This is a genomic window from Staphylococcus sp. HMSC057A08, from assembly GCF_001812925.1.
Classification (GTDB): Bacteria; Bacillota; Bacilli; order Staphylococcales; family Staphylococcaceae; genus Staphylococcus; species Staphylococcus hominis.
In genome coordinates, this window is record NZ_KV810872.1 from 78,178 (window position 1) to 94,738 (window position 16,561).

General features: G+C 30.4%; 17 protein-coding genes. 13 read left to right on the top strand and 4 right to left on the bottom strand.

The genetic code is table 11. The annotated features are described in order from the left end of the window. Both HMPREF2881_RS10795 and HMPREF2881_RS10800 read right to left on the bottom strand, forming a co-directional pair. Complete coding sequence (locus tag HMPREF2881_RS10795; RefSeq protein ID WP_002448391.1) at positions 1-330, bottom strand: DMT family transporter; 330 nt, start codon at positions 328-330, stop codon at positions 1-3. Between the two features lie 204 nt (positions 331-534). Next, positions 535-1,485, bottom strand: coding sequence for a CHAP domain-containing protein (locus HMPREF2881_RS10800; protein WP_002488609.1), 951 nt, complete (start codon positions 1,483-1,485; stop codon positions 535-537). 519 nt (positions 1,486-2,004) lie between these two features. Between HMPREF2881_RS10800 and HMPREF2881_RS10805 the strand changes: the two genes are divergently transcribed. Both HMPREF2881_RS10805 and nhaC read left to right on the top strand, forming a co-directional pair. Next, positions 2,005-3,075: an NAD/NADP-dependent octopine/nopaline dehydrogenase family protein gene (locus HMPREF2881_RS10805; protein ID WP_002488631.1), complete on the top strand. Its 1,071-nt coding sequence runs from the start codon at positions 2,005-2,007 to the stop codon at positions 3,073-3,075. Between the two features lie 56 nt (positions 3,076-3,131). Further along, positions 3,132-4,517 carry a Na+/H+ antiporter NhaC gene (gene nhaC / locus HMPREF2881_RS10810; RefSeq protein WP_002448535.1) on the top strand — a complete coding sequence of 462 codons (1,386 nt, stop codon included), beginning with the start codon at positions 3,132-3,134 and terminating at the stop codon, positions 4,515-4,517. A 311-nt stretch (positions 4,518-4,828) separates the two neighbouring features. Here nhaC and HMPREF2881_RS10815 read toward each other — a convergent pair whose 3' ends face one another. Next, positions 4,829-5,605, bottom strand: coding sequence for a CHAP domain-containing protein (locus HMPREF2881_RS10815; RefSeq protein ID WP_002448555.1), 777 nt, complete (start codon positions 5,603-5,605; stop codon positions 4,829-4,831). A gap of 618 nt (positions 5,606-6,223) precedes the next feature. On the opposite strand from HMPREF2881_RS10815, the gene HMPREF2881_RS10820 reads away from it, so the two are divergent. The 7 genes from HMPREF2881_RS10820 (at position 6,224) to HMPREF2881_RS10850 (ending at position 12,347) form a co-directional block, all read left to right on the top strand. Further along, a complete protein-coding gene (locus HMPREF2881_RS10820) occupies positions 6,224-7,078 on the top strand; it encodes a helix-turn-helix transcriptional regulator (protein WP_002448325.1) in 855 nt (284 codons plus the stop codon). Between the two features lie 177 nt (positions 7,079-7,255). After that, on the top strand, positions 7,256-7,984 hold the full coding sequence (locus tag HMPREF2881_RS10825; protein WP_002448437.1) for a transcriptional regulator, SarA/Rot family: 729 nt from the start codon (positions 7,256-7,258) through the stop codon (positions 7,982-7,984). 273 nt (positions 7,985-8,257) lie between these two features. Next, complete coding sequence (locus HMPREF2881_RS10830) at positions 8,258-8,602, top strand: transcriptional regulator, SarA/Rot family (RefSeq protein WP_002448494.1); 345 nt, start codon at positions 8,258-8,260, stop codon at positions 8,600-8,602. A 145-nt stretch (positions 8,603-8,747) separates the two neighbouring features. Continuing rightward, positions 8,748-9,893, top strand: a complete 1,146-nt coding sequence (locus tag HMPREF2881_RS10835; RefSeq protein WP_002448597.1) for an acyl-CoA dehydrogenase family protein — start codon at positions 8,748-8,750, stop codon at positions 9,891-9,893. A 92-nt stretch (positions 9,894-9,985) separates the two neighbouring features. Beyond that, the gene (locus HMPREF2881_RS10840; RefSeq protein ID WP_002448362.1) at positions 9,986-10,927 is read left to right on the top strand and encodes a nucleoside hydrolase; all 942 of its coding nucleotides are present in this window, start codon (positions 9,986-9,988) and stop codon (positions 10,925-10,927) included. Between the two features lie 74 nt (positions 10,928-11,001). Further along, positions 11,002-11,547 carry a biotin transporter BioY gene (locus tag HMPREF2881_RS10845; protein WP_002448536.1) on the top strand — a complete coding sequence of 182 codons (546 nt, stop codon included), beginning with the start codon at positions 11,002-11,004 and terminating at the stop codon, positions 11,545-11,547. Between the two features lie 35 nt (positions 11,548-11,582). Further along, positions 11,583-12,347, top strand: coding sequence for a GNAT family N-acetyltransferase (locus tag HMPREF2881_RS10850; protein ID WP_002448609.1), 765 nt, complete (start codon positions 11,583-11,585; stop codon positions 12,345-12,347). A 38-nt stretch (positions 12,348-12,385) separates the two neighbouring features. On the opposite strand, the gene fdhD is transcribed toward HMPREF2881_RS10850, so the two are convergent. Beyond that, positions 12,386-13,180, bottom strand: coding sequence for a formate dehydrogenase accessory sulfurtransferase FdhD (gene fdhD, locus HMPREF2881_RS10855; protein WP_002448559.1), 795 nt, complete (start codon positions 13,178-13,180; stop codon positions 12,386-12,388). Between the two features lie 187 nt (positions 13,181-13,367). Between fdhD and modA the strand changes: the two genes are divergently transcribed. The 4 genes from modA to HMPREF2881_RS10875 all read left to right on the top strand — a co-directional run bounded on the left by modA (position 13,368) and on the right by HMPREF2881_RS10875 (position 16,554). Next, the gene (gene modA, locus HMPREF2881_RS10860) at positions 13,368-14,159 is read left to right on the top strand and encodes a molybdate ABC transporter substrate-binding protein (protein ID WP_002488611.1); all 792 of its coding nucleotides are present in this window, start codon (positions 13,368-13,370) and stop codon (positions 14,157-14,159) included. Between the two features lie 11 nt (positions 14,160-14,170). Then, a complete protein-coding gene (modB, locus tag HMPREF2881_RS10865) occupies positions 14,171-14,842 on the top strand; it encodes a molybdate ABC transporter permease subunit (RefSeq protein ID WP_002448583.1) in 672 nt (223 codons plus the stop codon). Next, positions 14,843-15,448, top strand: a complete 606-nt coding sequence (locus tag HMPREF2881_RS10870) for an ATP-binding cassette domain-containing protein (protein WP_002448316.1) — start codon at positions 14,843-14,845, stop codon at positions 15,446-15,448. A gap of 101 nt (positions 15,449-15,549) precedes the next feature. Next, positions 15,550-16,554: a ThiF family adenylyltransferase gene (locus tag HMPREF2881_RS10875; RefSeq protein ID WP_002454995.1), complete on the top strand. Its 1,005-nt coding sequence runs from the start codon at positions 15,550-15,552 to the stop codon at positions 16,552-16,554. Positions 16,555-16,561 lie beyond the last annotated feature (7 nt).

The following is a 16,561-nucleotide window of genomic DNA, read 5'->3' on the forward strand; positions in this document are numbered from 1 at the left end:
TTATAGACCTCCTTCAGATTGGTCATCAGTAGAAATCTTTAATCCGATAATACCTATAATTAATAAAATAATAAATAATAATTTCATAGGTGAAATAACGTGATTAATAAATAACATATCAACAATGACTGTTCCTGCAGCGCCTATACCAACAAAAACAGCATAAACAGTACCTACTGGAAGTTGTTTTGTAGCAGAAAGCATTAAATAAAAACTTAAAGCAATAAATAATAAAGTGATAAGCCAAGTAAACGTATTATGAGCGTAATTTAAACACGTAACCCAAACAACTTCTATCAATCCAGATAAAATGACCTTTAACCATTGCATTACATCCATTACTCCTTATAGTATTTTTGATAAGTAAAAACATTTTCTCAGACAATTATGAGTTATGCAATTTTAGAAAATAGAAAAGTGAGAAAGAATTCATTGTGAATTCATTTTCTCACTTTTAAATTAATGAAAATATAATCTTAAAGGTGATATTAAACGGTAATATATTTATATTCAAGTTATATCAATCTTAGATATTTATGATAAATGAATATAATTATAAGAACTTACTTCGCTTGCTGAAATTGTACGTGTATCCGTCACGTAGGCGCCACCTGTATAATTCATTTCTGAAATTGTAATTGATCCATCACTATTTACACTTTCTACATAAGCCACATGTCCTAAACTTCCTGCTGTGGTTTGTAAAATTGAACCAGCTTTGGCATGATGATTAACTGTGTATCCAGCTGCTTTTGCAGCATTTGCCCAGTTATTTGCATTACCCCATGTTGAACCAATAGCACCATTCACTTTGTCATATACATACCATGTACATTGACCAGCGGTGTACAAGTTGTTCTTAGTTGAAGATGTTGTCTTAGTTGATGTACTCGTTACACTTGAGGAATTTGAAGTAGATGAACTACTAGATGACGTAGTATGAGATACACTATTTAATTTATTCATTGTAGATGTGGCGCTAGCTACATCTTCTGTAGTATGACTGGCTAAATGTAGATTAGGATTTGTATGATTGTTTGAGTAAATAGTATTAGTGAAATGAGAAGGTGCTTGCTTGTTAGTGACGATTTTTTTAGATTTTGCTTCATTATAGTGAATTACATTTTGATTTTGCTTTTGTTGATTCAAATGTTGAGTAGGTTGATTTTGTGCGTTGTAGTTTGATTGACCAAAATGATATCTTTGATTATTTAGATTTGAATGATTAATTTGACGTGCTTGATGTGCTATATTAGATTGACTTGTCTGTTGATGATTATAGCCTTGCTTTTGAAGTTGATTCTGATTTTGTTGGTGATTTAAATTTTGTTGTTGTTCACTATTATTATGTTGTTTTTGTTGATTCACTTGTTGAGTAGCTTGATTTTGAGTTAATTCTGCTGCATCTGCATGATGTATATTTAATCCAAAAGCAGAGACTCCAATTCCTGCTGTCAGTGTTGATAATGTAATTAATTTTTTCATAAATAAAGTCCTCCCAAATACTATTCAACAATAGGATAATTTTAGCGATATGTTGAATATGTTTTAACATTAACTTGTCGCTGTTAACGATAAGTCATACTTTATCAGATAAAAACATGTAGTAGGGCATTGTTACTTTACCGTAAATGAAATTCAAAATTCTTGTACAACGATGTAATAAAAATCTGTTTAATATTTCTTAATGAAATATTTCTTGCAAACTGCATGTTTGCTATACATTTTCTAATTTTTTGAAAATATTAATAGAATTTATATTACAGCACCTTGTAATAAACTTATTTTATATAAAGATATATACATAAAGGATAAGCGGTTACATTTATGGAGATTTATTTGATATCATACTACTAATAGTGTTTGTAAAAATTTAAATTAGGCTATAGAATAAAATAATACTATTTTGAAGATGCAGTATTTATATCTGCATCTTTATTTATTGATAATAATTTTTTAGATGACTATTAAAAATTCTAAATAGAGAAATGAGGAATGATAACTATGAAAATTGCAATAGTAGGATCAGGAAATGGTGCGGTTACAGCTGCAGTAGATATGGTCAATCAAGGACATGAAGTCAAATTATATTGTCGAAATTCATCAATTCACAAATTTGATAGAGCGTTAAAAAAAGGTGGATTTGATTTTAATAATGAAGGTCATGAAACGTTTGTACCTTTTACAAATATTAGTGATGATATTGAATATGTATTAAAAGATGCAGAAGTGATACAAGTAGTGATTCCTTCATCTTACATTGAATATTATGCGAAAGTGATGTCCCATTATATAACGGCGGAACAAATTATTTTCTTTAATATCGCAGCAGCTATGGGATCAATTCGATTTATGAATGTATTAGAAGAACGTCATATTAATATTCAACCTAAATATGCAGAAGCTAATACCCTTACTTACGGGACACGTGTAGATTTTGAAGAGGCTCGAGTGGATTTATCTCTTAATGTAAGAAAAGTCTTTTTCTCAACATACAATAAGAGAGAGTTAAATGAATGTTTTGATAAAGTGAGCCAATTGTATCCACAATTAGTAAAAGAAGAAAGTTTGTGGAAAACGAATCTAGAAAATGGAAATCCTGAAGTTCATCCAGCTCCTACACTATTAAATGTAGGTCGTATAGATTATGCAGATACATTTGCATTATATAAAGAAGGTATCACAAAACATACAGTGCGACTTTTACATGCTGTAGAATTAGAACGTCTAACTTTAGGGCGTAAATTAGGATTTGAATTATTAACTGCTAAAGAAGCGCGTATTCAACGAGGTTATTTAGAACGTAAAGACGAGGATGAACCGCTAAATCGTTTATTTAATACAAGTCCTGTATTTTCACAAATTCCAGGACCGAACTCTGTAGAAAATCGTTATCTTACTGAAGATATCGCATATGGACTTGTATTATGGTCAAGTTTAGGACGTGAAATTGGTGTAGATACACCGAATATTGATGCGATAATTACCATTGCCTCTACTATTCTCGAACGTGATTTCTTTAATGAAGGACTAACAGTAGAAGAACTTGGTTTAGATAAATTAGGATTAAAATAAGTATAATGTTTGGTATAGAAAAGAGGTCTTAAGAAAAAAGAAAAAGGAGCAAATATATGAAAAGAAAACCCACATTTCTAGAAGCAATATCTACAATTATTGTCATGGTAATAGTTGTTACAATTGGATTTGTTAAATTCAATATCCCTATTCAAGTATTGTTACTTATCGCTTCAACCTACGCTGCTTTTATTGCTATGCGTGTCGGTTTAAAATGGAAAGACTTGGAAGAAGGAATTACACATCGATTGACAACAGCTATGCCTGCTATTTTCATTATTTTGGCTGTAGGTATCATTGTAGGTAGCTGGATGTACGCAGGCACTGTACCTGCATTAATCTACTATGGACTTAAGTTTTTGAATCCTAGTTATTTTCTAATTTCGGCATTTATCATTTCGGCTATATGTAGTTTAGCAACCGGGACAGCTTGGGGATCTGCATCTACAGCTGGGATTGCCTTAATATCTATTGGAAGTCAACTTGGTATAAATCAAGGAATGGCAGCAGGTGCAATTATTGCAGGTGCAGTATTTGGAGATAAAATGTCACCTTTATCAGATACAACCAATCTTGCTGCACTCGTAACAAAAGTAAACATTTTTTCTCATATTAGAGCAATGATGTGGACAACCATTCCAGCATCAATCATTGGACTTATCGTATGGTTTTTTGCTGGATTAAACTCCCAAGGTAATGTAAATACAAAGCAAATAAAAGAACTTTTAAATGAACTAGCTAGTATTTATAATATTAATTTTTTCGTATGGATTCCCTTAATTGTGATTATCATTTGTTTAATACTAAAAATTTCAACTGTTCCATCTATGCTTGTTTCAGCGTTGAGTGCTATTTTGATAGGTAAGTTTAATAATGGATTTAAATTTGTAGATGGTTTTAAAGCAACGTTTGATGGCTTTACATCATCTATGACTGGTCATTCTCATGTCACCGAAAATGCAAAAACATTGATTGAACAAGGTGGAATGATGAGTATGACACAAATCATTGTGACCATTTTTTGTGGTTATGCATTTGCAGGTATTGTAGAGAAATCTGGTTGTTTAGATGTAATGTTACAAACTGTTGCAAAAGGTGTTAAATCTGTTGGTACCCTCGTTCTTATTACTGTTCTATCGTCTCTAATGTTGGTATTTGCTGCTGGTGTGGCGTCAATTGTTATTATTATGGTTGGGGTACTTATGAAAGACATGTTTGAAGATATGAATTTAGATAGAAGTAATTTATCTCGTACATTAGAAGATTCCAGTACTATGGTCCTACCATTAATTCCTTGGGGAACATCAGGTATTTACTATGCGCAACAATTAGGAGTTTCAGTTGATCAATTCTTTATTTGGGCAGTACCATGTTATTTATGTGCTATATTAGCAATTATTTATGGATTTACTGGCATTGGAATACGTAAAAAAATAAATTAAATGATTAATTTGATGTTTAATTCCCCTATAATATGGAAATAACAAATTAGGATTAAAGTATTGATGAGAAACATAGTAGCGATGTTATTTAAAAAATACATTAATTTTAGATATCCTAAAAAATGAATTAAAAGAGGATTTAATTTTTGTGGCGAGAATTCAATCCATAATAATGAATTTGATTAATATGATAACTTAAAGCGTTCGAAACACTAAATTAAAGTAAAGTTTCGAACGCTTTTTGTATTATGCATAAAAAAAAGATTTAGAATTCATATTGAATTCTAAATCTTTTTTCTTTATCAATTTAATTAATGAATGAAATTATATGAAGCAGCTTCACTTGAAGAAAGTGTACGAGATGTTACTACACCTACACCATGACCATAATTCATTTCAGACACTGTGATTGAACCATTACTATTTACATTTTCAACATATGCTACGTGACCGTAAGCACCAGCAGTAGATTGCATAATTGCGCCTGCAGATGGACGGTTATTTACTGTGTAACCAGCAGATGCTGCAGCATTTGCCCAGTTATTTGCGTTACCCCAAGTCGAACCGATTTTACCACCTACACGGTCATATACATAATATGTACATTGGCCAGAAGTGTAGTAGTTTCTACCTGAGCTAACAGAGTTAGAAATTGAAACACCTGTTGATGAAGGTGCAGTTACAGTAGTTACTTTTACATTATTATTAGAAGTAGAAGCAGCACCTAAACCACCAGTTTGTTGATTACTTGTTGTGTAAGATTGTGTTGGATTACTAGCAACTTGATTTGAGTTATTAGTATTATAGTTGTTATAACTATAAGTTGAATTTGTATTAGAATAATTATTATATGTATTGTAGTTATAATTGTAATTATAGTTAGAATGATTTAAACGATCTGGGCTCCAGTTACCTTTCCAAGTGTAATGGTAGTTACCTTGTTGATCGATAGTGTAAGAGTAGCTATATGAAGTAGGATCATTTGGATTATATCCTTGTTCAGCTGCATGAGCTTCATGTCCTTGTCCGGCGATAGCAATTGCGGCAACTCCTGCAGTAGCGATTGTAGCTGTAGCGATTTTTTTCATTATAAATTTCCTCCTGAGAATTAAATTAATATTATTTTATATTTAATAGTCATTTGTTAACTTAGTCTTTAAATCATTTTACTTAACGACAAGAAATACTTTATCAAAAAAATTACAATTTGTGGGGAATGTTAACGATTTGTAATTTTTCGATAATATAAAAGCTTGTAAATTTAATTCTTAGTAATAATGTTTAATATAAAAAACGCTATTATGACAGTGTTTATAGAAGAATATGAAAAAGACATTCATTTTCTTGTAATCTTTTTGTAAAATAATAGAAAAATAATTTATAACAAAATAATTTAGCCTATTGAATTATTACTTGATTAAATAAATACTAAAAAATTATTTTATATGTCATCCTTATATATAAATAAAGTAAGTTTATATTGAAAAACAATAAAATCATACTATAAGATAATAAAGTGATAAAATAAGTCAAAATATTGCTACTGCTAATACCGAAATAAAACATAAAATTGTATATGAAGATAGATCTCCGATACGCATACATAAGTATCGAGGCGATAATTCAATAGAATTAAGTGGTGAATAAAGGGGAGAAATGTCATCGCTTATATCTAGTCTTTATATTACAAACGAGAGGAAAGACGTATGATAGATAATTTTTCGGTAAAGCTTTTAAAAAATACGAGAATATTAAAACAAAAAGAATCCAATATCAAACTTATATATTGGTTAAAGGGTTCTGGAAAAATAAATTTAGACTTAGATACATATAATATGAAAAAAAGAGATCTCGTATTTATTATGTTAAATGATTTATATTCGATAGAAGGCGAAACGAACTCTGTTATTGCAATAATTGAAATTTCATTCACAGATTATTTAAGATTTGCAGACGATTATATCAGACAAAAAGGATATAAATTTTCTTCTATTGAACGAAAACAATTAGAATCATTTATTATTAATCTTCTTGAATTTGAAAGTCGAAAACCTCGACTTCCACACATAAGGGATAAATTAGTTAAACATTTATGTGTAGAATTAGGTTATATTCAAAGAAAACATCGTCAAAACTATAAACTAAACAATCCACTTGTAGATGAAGTTCATGAATATATTATCGAACATCATCATGAAAAGATTAATAAACAAGCATTAGCGAATTCACTTGATATGTCTAACAAAGAGTTAAGTCAAGTGATTAAATTTCATACACCTTATCATAATATTGCTCAATATATTAATGATATTCGTTTGAAATTATGTTTACTTGATATTTTAGATAGTAGTGAATTTATTCAAGATATTGCTTATAAACATGGATTTAATCATTTTCCGAGATTTATTGCATTATTTAGTAAGAAATATGGGATGACTCCAGGTCAAGCACGAAAAAAACAATTTGCTCCAATATATAAGGCTACCGAAACGGTTGAAATATCTTTAGATTATGAAGCACAGTTACTTATAGCTGAGGCCAAAAGTAACTATCATACCTAAAATAGGAGTAAGTCCATTAATAAGTAAAAAGATAAAGTATTTAGACCTTTACTCATACTTAATATGAAGTAAGTATATGTATGATATAAAGATAAACTGGTAACACTTTAAAATTGTATCGCAATACTAAAGTCTGTCTTCTAGAATTGTTGTATAAATTGCGAGGTGGCAACTATCATGACGAAAAATGATATGGATGTACTATTATTTTATCTTTTATTTTATAAAGCAGTCGATGAACTTTTAAAATATTCTAAAAACCTAAATATTGAACACCTAAATGTACTATATGCTATTATTGATTATCATAAAACGAACCATCAAGGTATGGATATTGAAACATTAATGAAAAAAACGTATTTATCTAAACGAACTTTATTCCATCTTGTTAGTCATTTATACCACGAAAATTGGATTTTTAAATCTTATGATGCAAATGATCAACGAAGATTAAGAATCTTACCTGTAGAAGTGTATGAAAGAAAAATGAATCATTTATTATTAGAAATTGGAGAATTACTTGAAAATAACTATCTTAAAACATCAATCAAGAATATGAATTATTGTAAGTTAACATATTTAATTACTATTTATAAAGTTTTAAATAAGATTGAAAAAAGTATTAAGCACTATCAGTTAAGTTTAAATGATTTGCTTGTTTTAGGCATTATTTGGTCGAATCAAAATGACATCTCGTTGAAATCGATAAACTATTTTTCGCGTTGTCAGTCTATAAATATAAATTTAGTAATTAAACGATTACAACAAAGTGGTTATATTTTGAAAGAAAGAGATGTTATAGATGAACGTAGAGTGTGTATAAAGTTAAATATGTCGAAAAAGGAAGAGATTCATTATATCTTGAGACATTGTAGTAAAATGATAAAAAAGGAATTAATATTATAATTTGTTCTAAAAATAACTAGTGATGTAAGAAAGTCTTGTCTCTTACATTACTAGTTATTTTAGGTGTATAACACATGAAATAATTATGTATAATTTAATTTGGCAAATGAGATTTTAATATATAATATCATTTTAATTTCATAAAAATATTGAAATATTATACTTAAATGTTATAAAATAATTTTTATAGCATAAGAAATGTTTAGTGTTGTAGTAGTTAGTATACATGAACCTTGTAGCAACTAGATGTACATCAGAGGAGTGGTTTAGAATATGGGACAAATTAAAGACATCAATGATTTAGTTAACGCAACATTTCAAGTGAAAAAGTTTTTTAAAGACACTAAGAAAAAATATAATCTGAATTATGAAGAAATTTATATTTTAAATTATATTGTTAAAAGTAAAAAAGATGAAATTACTTCAAAAGAAATTGCAACGTATTCAGAATTCAAACCTTATTACTTAACTAAAGCATTACAAAAATTAAAAGATTTACAATTATTATCAAAAAAACGTAGTATACAAGATGAAAGAACAGTTATTGTTTATGTAACAAAAGAGCAACGCGAGAGAATTAATGCTTTAATTGCTGAATTAGAGAAATATATACAATAGAATGATGATGGGGTAAATGAGTGAGACAGAATTTCTGTCCACTCTTTTTTAATTCTAATATACTATGTTAATGAGATACTTTATATTATTAAAACCGAGTGTTAAACTATGATTAAATATATCAAATATCGAATAGGTGATAGTCATGTTAGATTCATTTTTAATAAGTAGTGATATTCAAAGAAAATGGATTAAAAAATTTAAAACAATTGAAGATACATTTAAACAAAGAGCAGCAGAAGAAGATATTGACTCTAAATTCCCATTTGACAATATAAAATGGCTTGTAGAGGAAGGTTATAGTGTGTTAACTTTACCTAAATCATATGGTGGAGAAGGTGCAACAATAGAAGATATGGTCGTTTTACAATCATATCTTGGAGCTATAGATGGCGCTACAGCACTGTCTATAGGCTGGCATCTAAGCGTTGTAGGACAATTATATCAACAGCATATGTGGAGTCAAACTATGCTTGATCAATTTGCAATAGAAGTAAAAAATGGCGCGCTTGTAAATAGAGCAGTAAGTGAAGCGGATACTGGCAGTCCTACTCGTGGTGGGAGACCTGCTACGCATGCAATAAAAACTAAAGACGGTTATAAATTAAATGGTGTGAAAACGTTTACTTCTATGAGTAAAGCATTGACACATTATATTGTTGCAGCATTTGTAGAAGATATTCAAGAAGTAGGCTTCTTTTTAATTCCTAGAGAGACTAAAGGTTTAGAAATTGCAGATAATTGGAATATGTTAGGAATGCGTGCAACGGAAAGTCATGATTTAGTATTAAATGATGTTATAGTTCCGTTTGAAAACTTTGTAGAAACGAAACATAAACCTCAGCCCAATGGATGGATTTTACATATACCAAGTGTATATTTAGGTATTGCCCAAGCAGCGAGAGACTATGCTATTGAGTTTGCCAAAACGCATTCCCCTAATAGCATTGAGGGAACAATTGCTACGCTACCTACTGTACAACAAAATATTGGGAAAATGGAATCACTCTTATTATCTGCACGTCATTTTTTATGGAGTACAGCTAGAGGTTACAATCAATATAATGAAACACTTAATATTTGGAATGAAACATCTGCAAGTAAAATTTTAGTCATGAATCAAGGATTAGAAGTAGTGGATCTTGCTATGCGAATAGTAGGGGCAAAAAGTTTAGAAATGGATCGTCCATTACAACGCTATTATCGTAATATGCGTGCTGGCCTACATAATCCTCCTATGGAAGATGCAGCATATACGAATATTGCAAAATCTATACTTGATTTAATGTAGAATGAATTTTTTATTTATAATATGTTTAAAGAAAGCTATGATTACGTATAATGTAGTCATAGCTTTTTTTACATATTTTTTGGAGGGATTTAATGACTAAAATATATTTTAATCATGATGGCGGCGTTGATGATTTAATATCGCTATTCTTATTACTACAAATGGATAATATTGAATTAGTAGGTGTAAGTACAATCGGTGCAGATTGTTATTTAGAACCTTCTCTAAGTGCTTCATGTAAAATTATAAATCGTTTTTCAAATTTATCTATTGATGTAGCTCCTTCATATGAAAGAGGAGTTAACCCTTTTCCGAAAGACTGGAGAATGCATGCCTTTTTTATGGATGCGCTGCCTATTTTAAATGAGGAATGGATTGATAAACGTTCTATAACGAGTACATTTGAAGCTTATGAGGATATTATTAATGTATTAAATAATAGTAAAGAAAAGGTGACTTTATTGTTTACTGGTCCGTTAACTGATTTAGCCAAAGCAATCAAATATGATAAAGCAATAGTAAACAATATTGAAAAGTTAGTTTGGATGGGAGGAACATTTTTAGAAAAGGGAAATGTAGAAGAACCCGAACATGATGGCACAGCTGAATGGAATGCTTTTTGGGATCCTGAAGCTGTTAAAACAATATTTGATACGTCTATCAAGATAGAAATGGTAGCGTTAGAAAGCACTAATCAAGTACCATTGACACCAGCTATTCGTCAAATGTGGGCAAATCAACGTCAGTTTATAGGAGTTGATTTTTTAGGCATCAGTTATGCAGCTGTACCTCCTCTTACTCATTTTGTCACCAACTCTACTTACTTTTTATGGGATGTATTGACGACTGCTCAAATTGGTAAAGAAAACTTAACAGATTCTATAGAACTTAAAGTAGATGTATGTACAAAAGGACCAAGCCAAGGACGCACATATGAGAGCGATGATGGACGTATGGTGCATGTCGTTAATCATGTCAATCATGATGAATTCTTCAACTATATTACGTCTTTAGCTAAAAAAGTATCTCATTAACTTTAAATGTAAACTTTTTATATAAAATAGTTTACATAAGTGGTATAATTTTCTTCATAAAAGGAGGAAATCAAATGAGTACAAAAAATTTAGTATATACAGCGTTAATGACAGCGGTTATTTGTATTTTAGGCCTAGTACCCGGAATACCGTTACCATTTATGCCTGTACCAATTGTATTACAAAATATAGGTATCTTTTTAGCAGGAGTTATATTAGGACGTAAATACGGCGCACTCAGTGTTATTATCTTCTTATTATTAGCAGCCACAGGTTTGCCATTATTATCAGGTGGACGCGGTGGAATAGGTGTGTTTGCAGGTCCTTCAGCAGGATTTTTATTCTTATATCCAGTAGTGGCGTATCTTATAGGTTTAGTAAGAGATCGTTTTAAAAATCATATTAATTTCTTGACATTATTTATTGGTATACTTGTATTTGGTGTTTTATTATTAGATATTGTAGGAACAATCATTATGGGATTCATTATACATATGCCTATAAGTAAAGCATTTTTATTATCATTTACATTTATTCCAGGAGATATTATTAAAGCGATTATTGCGAGTTTAATCGGCACAACATTACTTAACCATTCACGTTTTAAGAATTTGATATAATAGTACAAAATATACATAGTTGGGTGATGGTTACTATGACATACATAACAATGAAGCAGATTAAAGAAAATGGAAAAATATACTTAGAAGATGAGTTGAATATTATATATTTAACACCTTCTGATCCAATGACATATCACATGAATAAGTGGCAGTACAAAACGTTACCTTCAATTAATCAGTGGTATTCAGATATGGAGAAACAACGAATTTTGCATAAAAAACAACATTCTTCTCATTTATCTTTTACATTTCCAGAAAACCAATTACTGCATTCTACATGGTTAGAAGCGATACGCAATGAAGGATTTCAATTAGGACTACTTGAATTGTACGCGATAGATAGTGTTACATTAAAACAATTTGAGAGCAATATTCAGGTAGATATTGAACCTGTAACTTCATTTAACATGGAAGATTATTTAAGTGTTTACAATGAATTTTCAAAACCGTATGGCGAAGCGTTTGTTAAAGAAAGTGAAGAACGAACGAGAGAGGCAATATTAAATCAAATAGATGATGTCACTCGTATAGTTGCATATTATCTTCATAAACCTGTGGGGATTTTGGATGTTATAGTTACAGATGAAACCGTTGAAATTGATGGGTTCGGCGTTTTAGAAGACTATCGTCATAAGGGAATAGGTACTACGATGCAGTCCTATGTAGGTCATTTAGCTGGTTCTCGACCCGTCATATTAGTGGCAGATGGTGATGATACAGCAAAAGACATGTATATAAAACAAGGCTATATTTTTCAAAGCTTTCAATATCAGATAGTCAAAGAAGATGCAATATAAATAAAAGTAGGGAGTGAAAAATGAATTTATAATAAATTCTATTTCACTCCTTTTACACGTTCTGGATGACTATAAATATTAAAAGAATTACCTCTAATAAAACCAATAGCAGTAATATTTAAGTCATGTGCCAGTGTTACTGCTAATGTGGTAGGTGCAGATTTTGATAATATAACACCAACACCGATTTTAGCTGCTTTTAGTAAAATTTCAGATGATATACGTCCACTAAAAATAAGCATTTTATTTCTAACAGGAATTTGATGAGTAAGACAAAAACCGTAAAGTTTATCTAAGGCATTATGTCTACCTATATCTTGACGATGTTCAAAAAATGCCTCACCATCACTAATCGCTGCATTATGCAAACCACCTGTTTGTTTAAATAAAGTGCTTGCACTTTGTAAACCTGTCATCATATTTAAAATTTGTCTTGGAGTGAGAATGATATTAGACATCGATGTTTTAGCAATTGCCGCATCATTTTGAAAATAAAATTCTCGACTTTTTCCACAACATGAAGCAACCATGCGCTTTGTAGAATACTCAAAACGATCACTTAATGACTTAGTTAATTCTACATGAGCAAACCCTTTACTATCATCAATTTGTAAATGTTTAATTTCTTCTTTTTTATAAATGGCTCCTTCAGATGCTAAAAATCCTATGACTAACTCTTCTAAATGTGTCGGACTGCAGATTACTGTAGCAAATTCTTTTCCATTCACCATAATCGTTAATGGAAATTCGGTTACATAGCTGTCTTCAGTTTCGATGAGTTGCTCATCTTCATACCTAATAATTGGTTGATTTTGAACGGCATCTTTATCCATGAATGTCTCCCCTTTGGTTATAACTACTTTATACTGTATCATTATATTCACAAAAAGTATTTCAATATTGAATGATTATATAAAACTTTATATTTTAAAATTTAGAAATAAATATAAAACATGGTAAAACTTTTCAAAAGATATAAAAAGCGTATAATATTTGATTGAATAGGGGGCATAAAAATAAATGACTGTAAAACGATTATTAGCGGTGTTAGGGACTTTCATTATCATTATGGCAGGTTGTTCAAATTCAAAAGATAATGAGAATAGCAAGCAATCTTCAAAGTCAAATAATAGTGATAATCCTAAAACTGAATTGAAAGTTTCAGCAGCAGCAAGTTTAAGTGATGTAAGTAAAGCATTAAAGAAAGAGTTTGAAAAAACACATAAAAATGTAAATGTAACATTTAATTATGGTGGATCAGGAGCCTTAAGACAACAAATTGAAAAAGGTGCACCAACTGATGTCTTTATGTCTGCAAATACGAAAGATGTAGATATGTTGAAAAAACATAATCAAGCTCATAATACATATAAATACGCACATAATCAGTTGGTATTGATTGGTGATAAAAACAGTGATCAAGCTTCAGTAAAAGATTTAAAAGACAACGAAAAATTAGCTATTGGTGAAGTGAAAACTGTACCAGCAGGTAAATATGCGAAACAATATTTAGATGATCAACATTTATATAGTGATGTAAAAGATAAAATTGTATATGCCAAAGACGTTAAACAAGTATTAAATTACGTTGAAAAAGGTAATGCTCAAATGGGATTTGTATATGAGACCGATTTATATACGAATAATGAAAGAACAGATAAAGTAAATGAGATTAAAAAAGCGGATTTGAAAAAACCTATCACTTATGAAGCGGGAGCAACATCAGATAATAAATTTGCTAAAGAATGGATGGAATTTTTAAAATCTAAAAAAGCGAAAAATATTTTAAAAGAATATCACTTTAAAGTATAGGGGGATGACATATGCCTGATTTAACACCTCTATGGATTTCTATTAAAGTAGGATTTATCAGTACGATAATTGTCTCTATATTAGGAATTTTTATTTGTAGAACGTTATATAAAAGAAAGGGGCATGCAACTCAATTTCTTGAAAGTTTAATATTATTACCTATTGTTTTACCACCAACAGTACTAGGGTTTATACTTATTATTGTTTTTTCACCTAGAACATTTGTGGGACAATTCTTTCAAAATATACTTCATTTACCCGTAGTATTTACAATGACAGGTGCAGTAATTGCATCTGTCATTGTTAGTTTTCCACTGATGTACCAACATACTATTCAAGGATTTCGAAGTATTAACCCTAAAATGTTAAATACTGCACGAACAATGGGAGCAAGTGAACGTAAAATCTTCTATCGTTTAATTCTACCATTATCTAAACGTTCAATTATTGCGGGTATTATGATGAGTTTTGCGAGAGCTATTGGAGAATTTGGTGCAACATTGATGGTTGCAGGATATATTCCAAATACAACCAATACCCTGCCACTTGAAATCTATTTTTTAGTAGAGCAAGGAAAAGAAAATCAGGCATGGTTATGGGTACTTGTACTCGTTGCTTTTTCTATTACAGTGATTAGTATGTTGAATTTTGCGAATCGTGATAAAGCTCAGGAGGTAGACTAGATGTTACAAGTTAAATTACAACATCAGTTAAAACAAACATTGATTCATATTAACATTGAAGATACAAAAGCTAAAATATATGCAATACAAGGTCCCTCCGGCATTGGAAAAACGACAATATTAAATATTATTGCGGGATTAAGACAACCAGATGAGGCTTATATTAATGTTAATAATCAGTTATTAGTAGATACTGAAAACCATATTAATGTAAAGATTCAACAACGCCAAATTGGCTATTTATTTCAAGATTATCAACTTTTTCCTAACATGACGGTTCTCCAGAATATTACATTTATGACTAAACAGTCTAAACATATTGATGAGCTTATTCAACGTTTAAATATTAGCCATTTAATGAATCAATTTCCGCCGACACTGTCTGGTGGGGAAGCTCAACGTGTAGCACTCGCTCGAACTTTAAGCACGAAACCCAATTTAATTTTACTTGATGAACCTTTTTCAAGTTTAGATGATATTTCTAGAGATGAAGGCATCCATCTAGTTAAGCAAATTCATGAGGAATGGTGTATACCTATTATTTTTGTAACGCATTCTAATTATGAAGCAGAAGTATTAGCAGATGAAATGATTCAAATTAAATAAACAGGAGTAGGATATCGAAGTCTAGAATGTTTTAGATTTCTGTCCTACTCCTATTTCGTTATAATAAAAAGAAGAGAGAATGTTGAGAGAGGTTTCAAATAATGACTCAAGAACGTTATTCAAGACAAATTTTATTTAAAGATATTGGAGAACATGGACAACAAACCATTAATCAGAAACATGTATTGATTGTTGGAATGGGCGCTTTGGGTACCCATGTAGCTGAAGGACTTGTTCGTGCTGGTATTCGAGAGTTGACTATTGTGGATAGAGACTATATTGAATATAGTAATTTACAAAGACAGACATTGTTTACAGAAAGTGATGCAGATCGTATGTTGCCAAAAGTGGTTGCTGCACAAGATCACTTAAAACATATTCGCTCTGATATAAAAGTGAATATTTATATTGAACATGTAGATGCCCAATTTTTAGAGCAATATGCAACGAGTGTAGATTTGATTATTGATGCAACGGATAATTTTGAAACAAGACAATTAATCAATGATTTTTCCTACAGATATCGCATTCCTTGGATTTATGGTGGAGTAGTTCAAAGTACCTATGTAGAAACTGCATTTATTCCAGGTCAAACACCTTGCTTTAATTGTTTAATGCCTCAGTTACCAGTGATAAATCTGACATGTGATACAGCCGGTGTGATTCAGCCAGCCGTAACGATGACCACAAGTTTTCAATTACGGGATGCTTTAAAGATATTGATTGGTAAACAGATTCCCACGAAGCTGACATATGGAGATATTTGGGAGAATACACATTTTTCTTTTGGTTATAGTAAAATGCGTCGTGATGATTGCCCAACTTGTGGCAAAAATGCTAGCTTTCCGTATTTATATACTCATTCGACTTCATATGCAACTTTGTGTGGTAGAGATACAGTTCAATATGAAAATAAAGACATTACAAAAAAAGTATTAGTTGATTTTCTTATAGCACTTGATATTCGTTATCATGAAAACCAATATATGTTAGTATTTGAATTTAAAAAACATAGAATTGTATATTTTGAAGGTGGGCGAATGTTGATTCATGGTACAACTAAGAAATCTGAAGCAATACAGTTAATCAATCAACTATTTGGATAAGGAGAGA

Excerpts from the sequence above, each read along its gene's own strand:
- HMPREF2881_RS10850 (WP_002448609.1), top strand. The coding sequence starts at position 11,583 with ATGACATACATAACAATGAAGCAGATTAAAGAAAATGGAAAAATATAC.
- HMPREF2881_RS10825 (WP_002448437.1), top strand. The coding sequence starts at position 7,256 with ATGACGAAAAATGATATGGATGTACTATTATTTTATCTTTTATTTTAT.
- HMPREF2881_RS10830 (WP_002448494.1), top strand. The coding sequence starts at position 8,258 with ATGGGACAAATTAAAGACATCAATGATTTAGTTAACGCAACATTTCAA.
- HMPREF2881_RS10795 (WP_002448391.1), bottom strand. The coding sequence starts at position 330 with ATGCAATGGTTAAAGGTCATTTTATCTGGATTGATAGAAGTTGTTTGG.
- HMPREF2881_RS10805 (WP_002488631.1), top strand. The coding sequence starts at position 2,005 with ATGAAAATTGCAATAGTAGGATCAGGAAATGGTGCGGTTACAGCTGCA.
- HMPREF2881_RS10840 (WP_002448362.1), top strand. The coding sequence starts at position 9,986 with ATGACTAAAATATATTTTAATCATGATGGCGGCGTTGATGATTTAATA.
- nhaC (WP_002448535.1), top strand. The coding sequence starts at position 3,132 with ATGAAAAGAAAACCCACATTTCTAGAAGCAATATCTACAATTATTGTC.
- HMPREF2881_RS10800 (WP_002488609.1), bottom strand. The coding sequence starts at position 1,485 with ATGAAAAAATTAATTACATTATCAACACTGACAGCAGGAATTGGAGTC.
- modB (WP_002448583.1), top strand. The coding sequence starts at position 14,171 with ATGCCTGATTTAACACCTCTATGGATTTCTATTAAAGTAGGATTTATC.
- HMPREF2881_RS10835 (WP_002448597.1), top strand. The coding sequence starts at position 8,748 with ATGTTAGATTCATTTTTAATAAGTAGTGATATTCAAAGAAAATGGATT.
- modA (WP_002488611.1), top strand. The coding sequence starts at position 13,368 with ATGACTGTAAAACGATTATTAGCGGTGTTAGGGACTTTCATTATCATT.
- HMPREF2881_RS10845 (WP_002448536.1), top strand. The coding sequence starts at position 11,002 with ATGAGTACAAAAAATTTAGTATATACAGCGTTAATGACAGCGGTTATT.
- HMPREF2881_RS10875 (WP_002454995.1), top strand. The coding sequence starts at position 15,550 with ATGACTCAAGAACGTTATTCAAGACAAATTTTATTTAAAGATATTGGA.
- HMPREF2881_RS10870 (WP_002448316.1), top strand. The coding sequence starts at position 14,843 with ATGTTACAAGTTAAATTACAACATCAGTTAAAACAAACATTGATTCAT.
- HMPREF2881_RS10820 (WP_002448325.1), top strand. The coding sequence starts at position 6,224 with ATGATAGATAATTTTTCGGTAAAGCTTTTAAAAAATACGAGAATATTA.
- fdhD (WP_002448559.1), bottom strand. The coding sequence starts at position 13,180 with ATGGATAAAGATGCCGTTCAAAATCAACCAATTATTAGGTATGAAGAT.
- HMPREF2881_RS10815 (WP_002448555.1), bottom strand. The coding sequence starts at position 5,605 with ATGAAAAAAATCGCTACAGCTACAATCGCTACTGCAGGAGTTGCCGCA.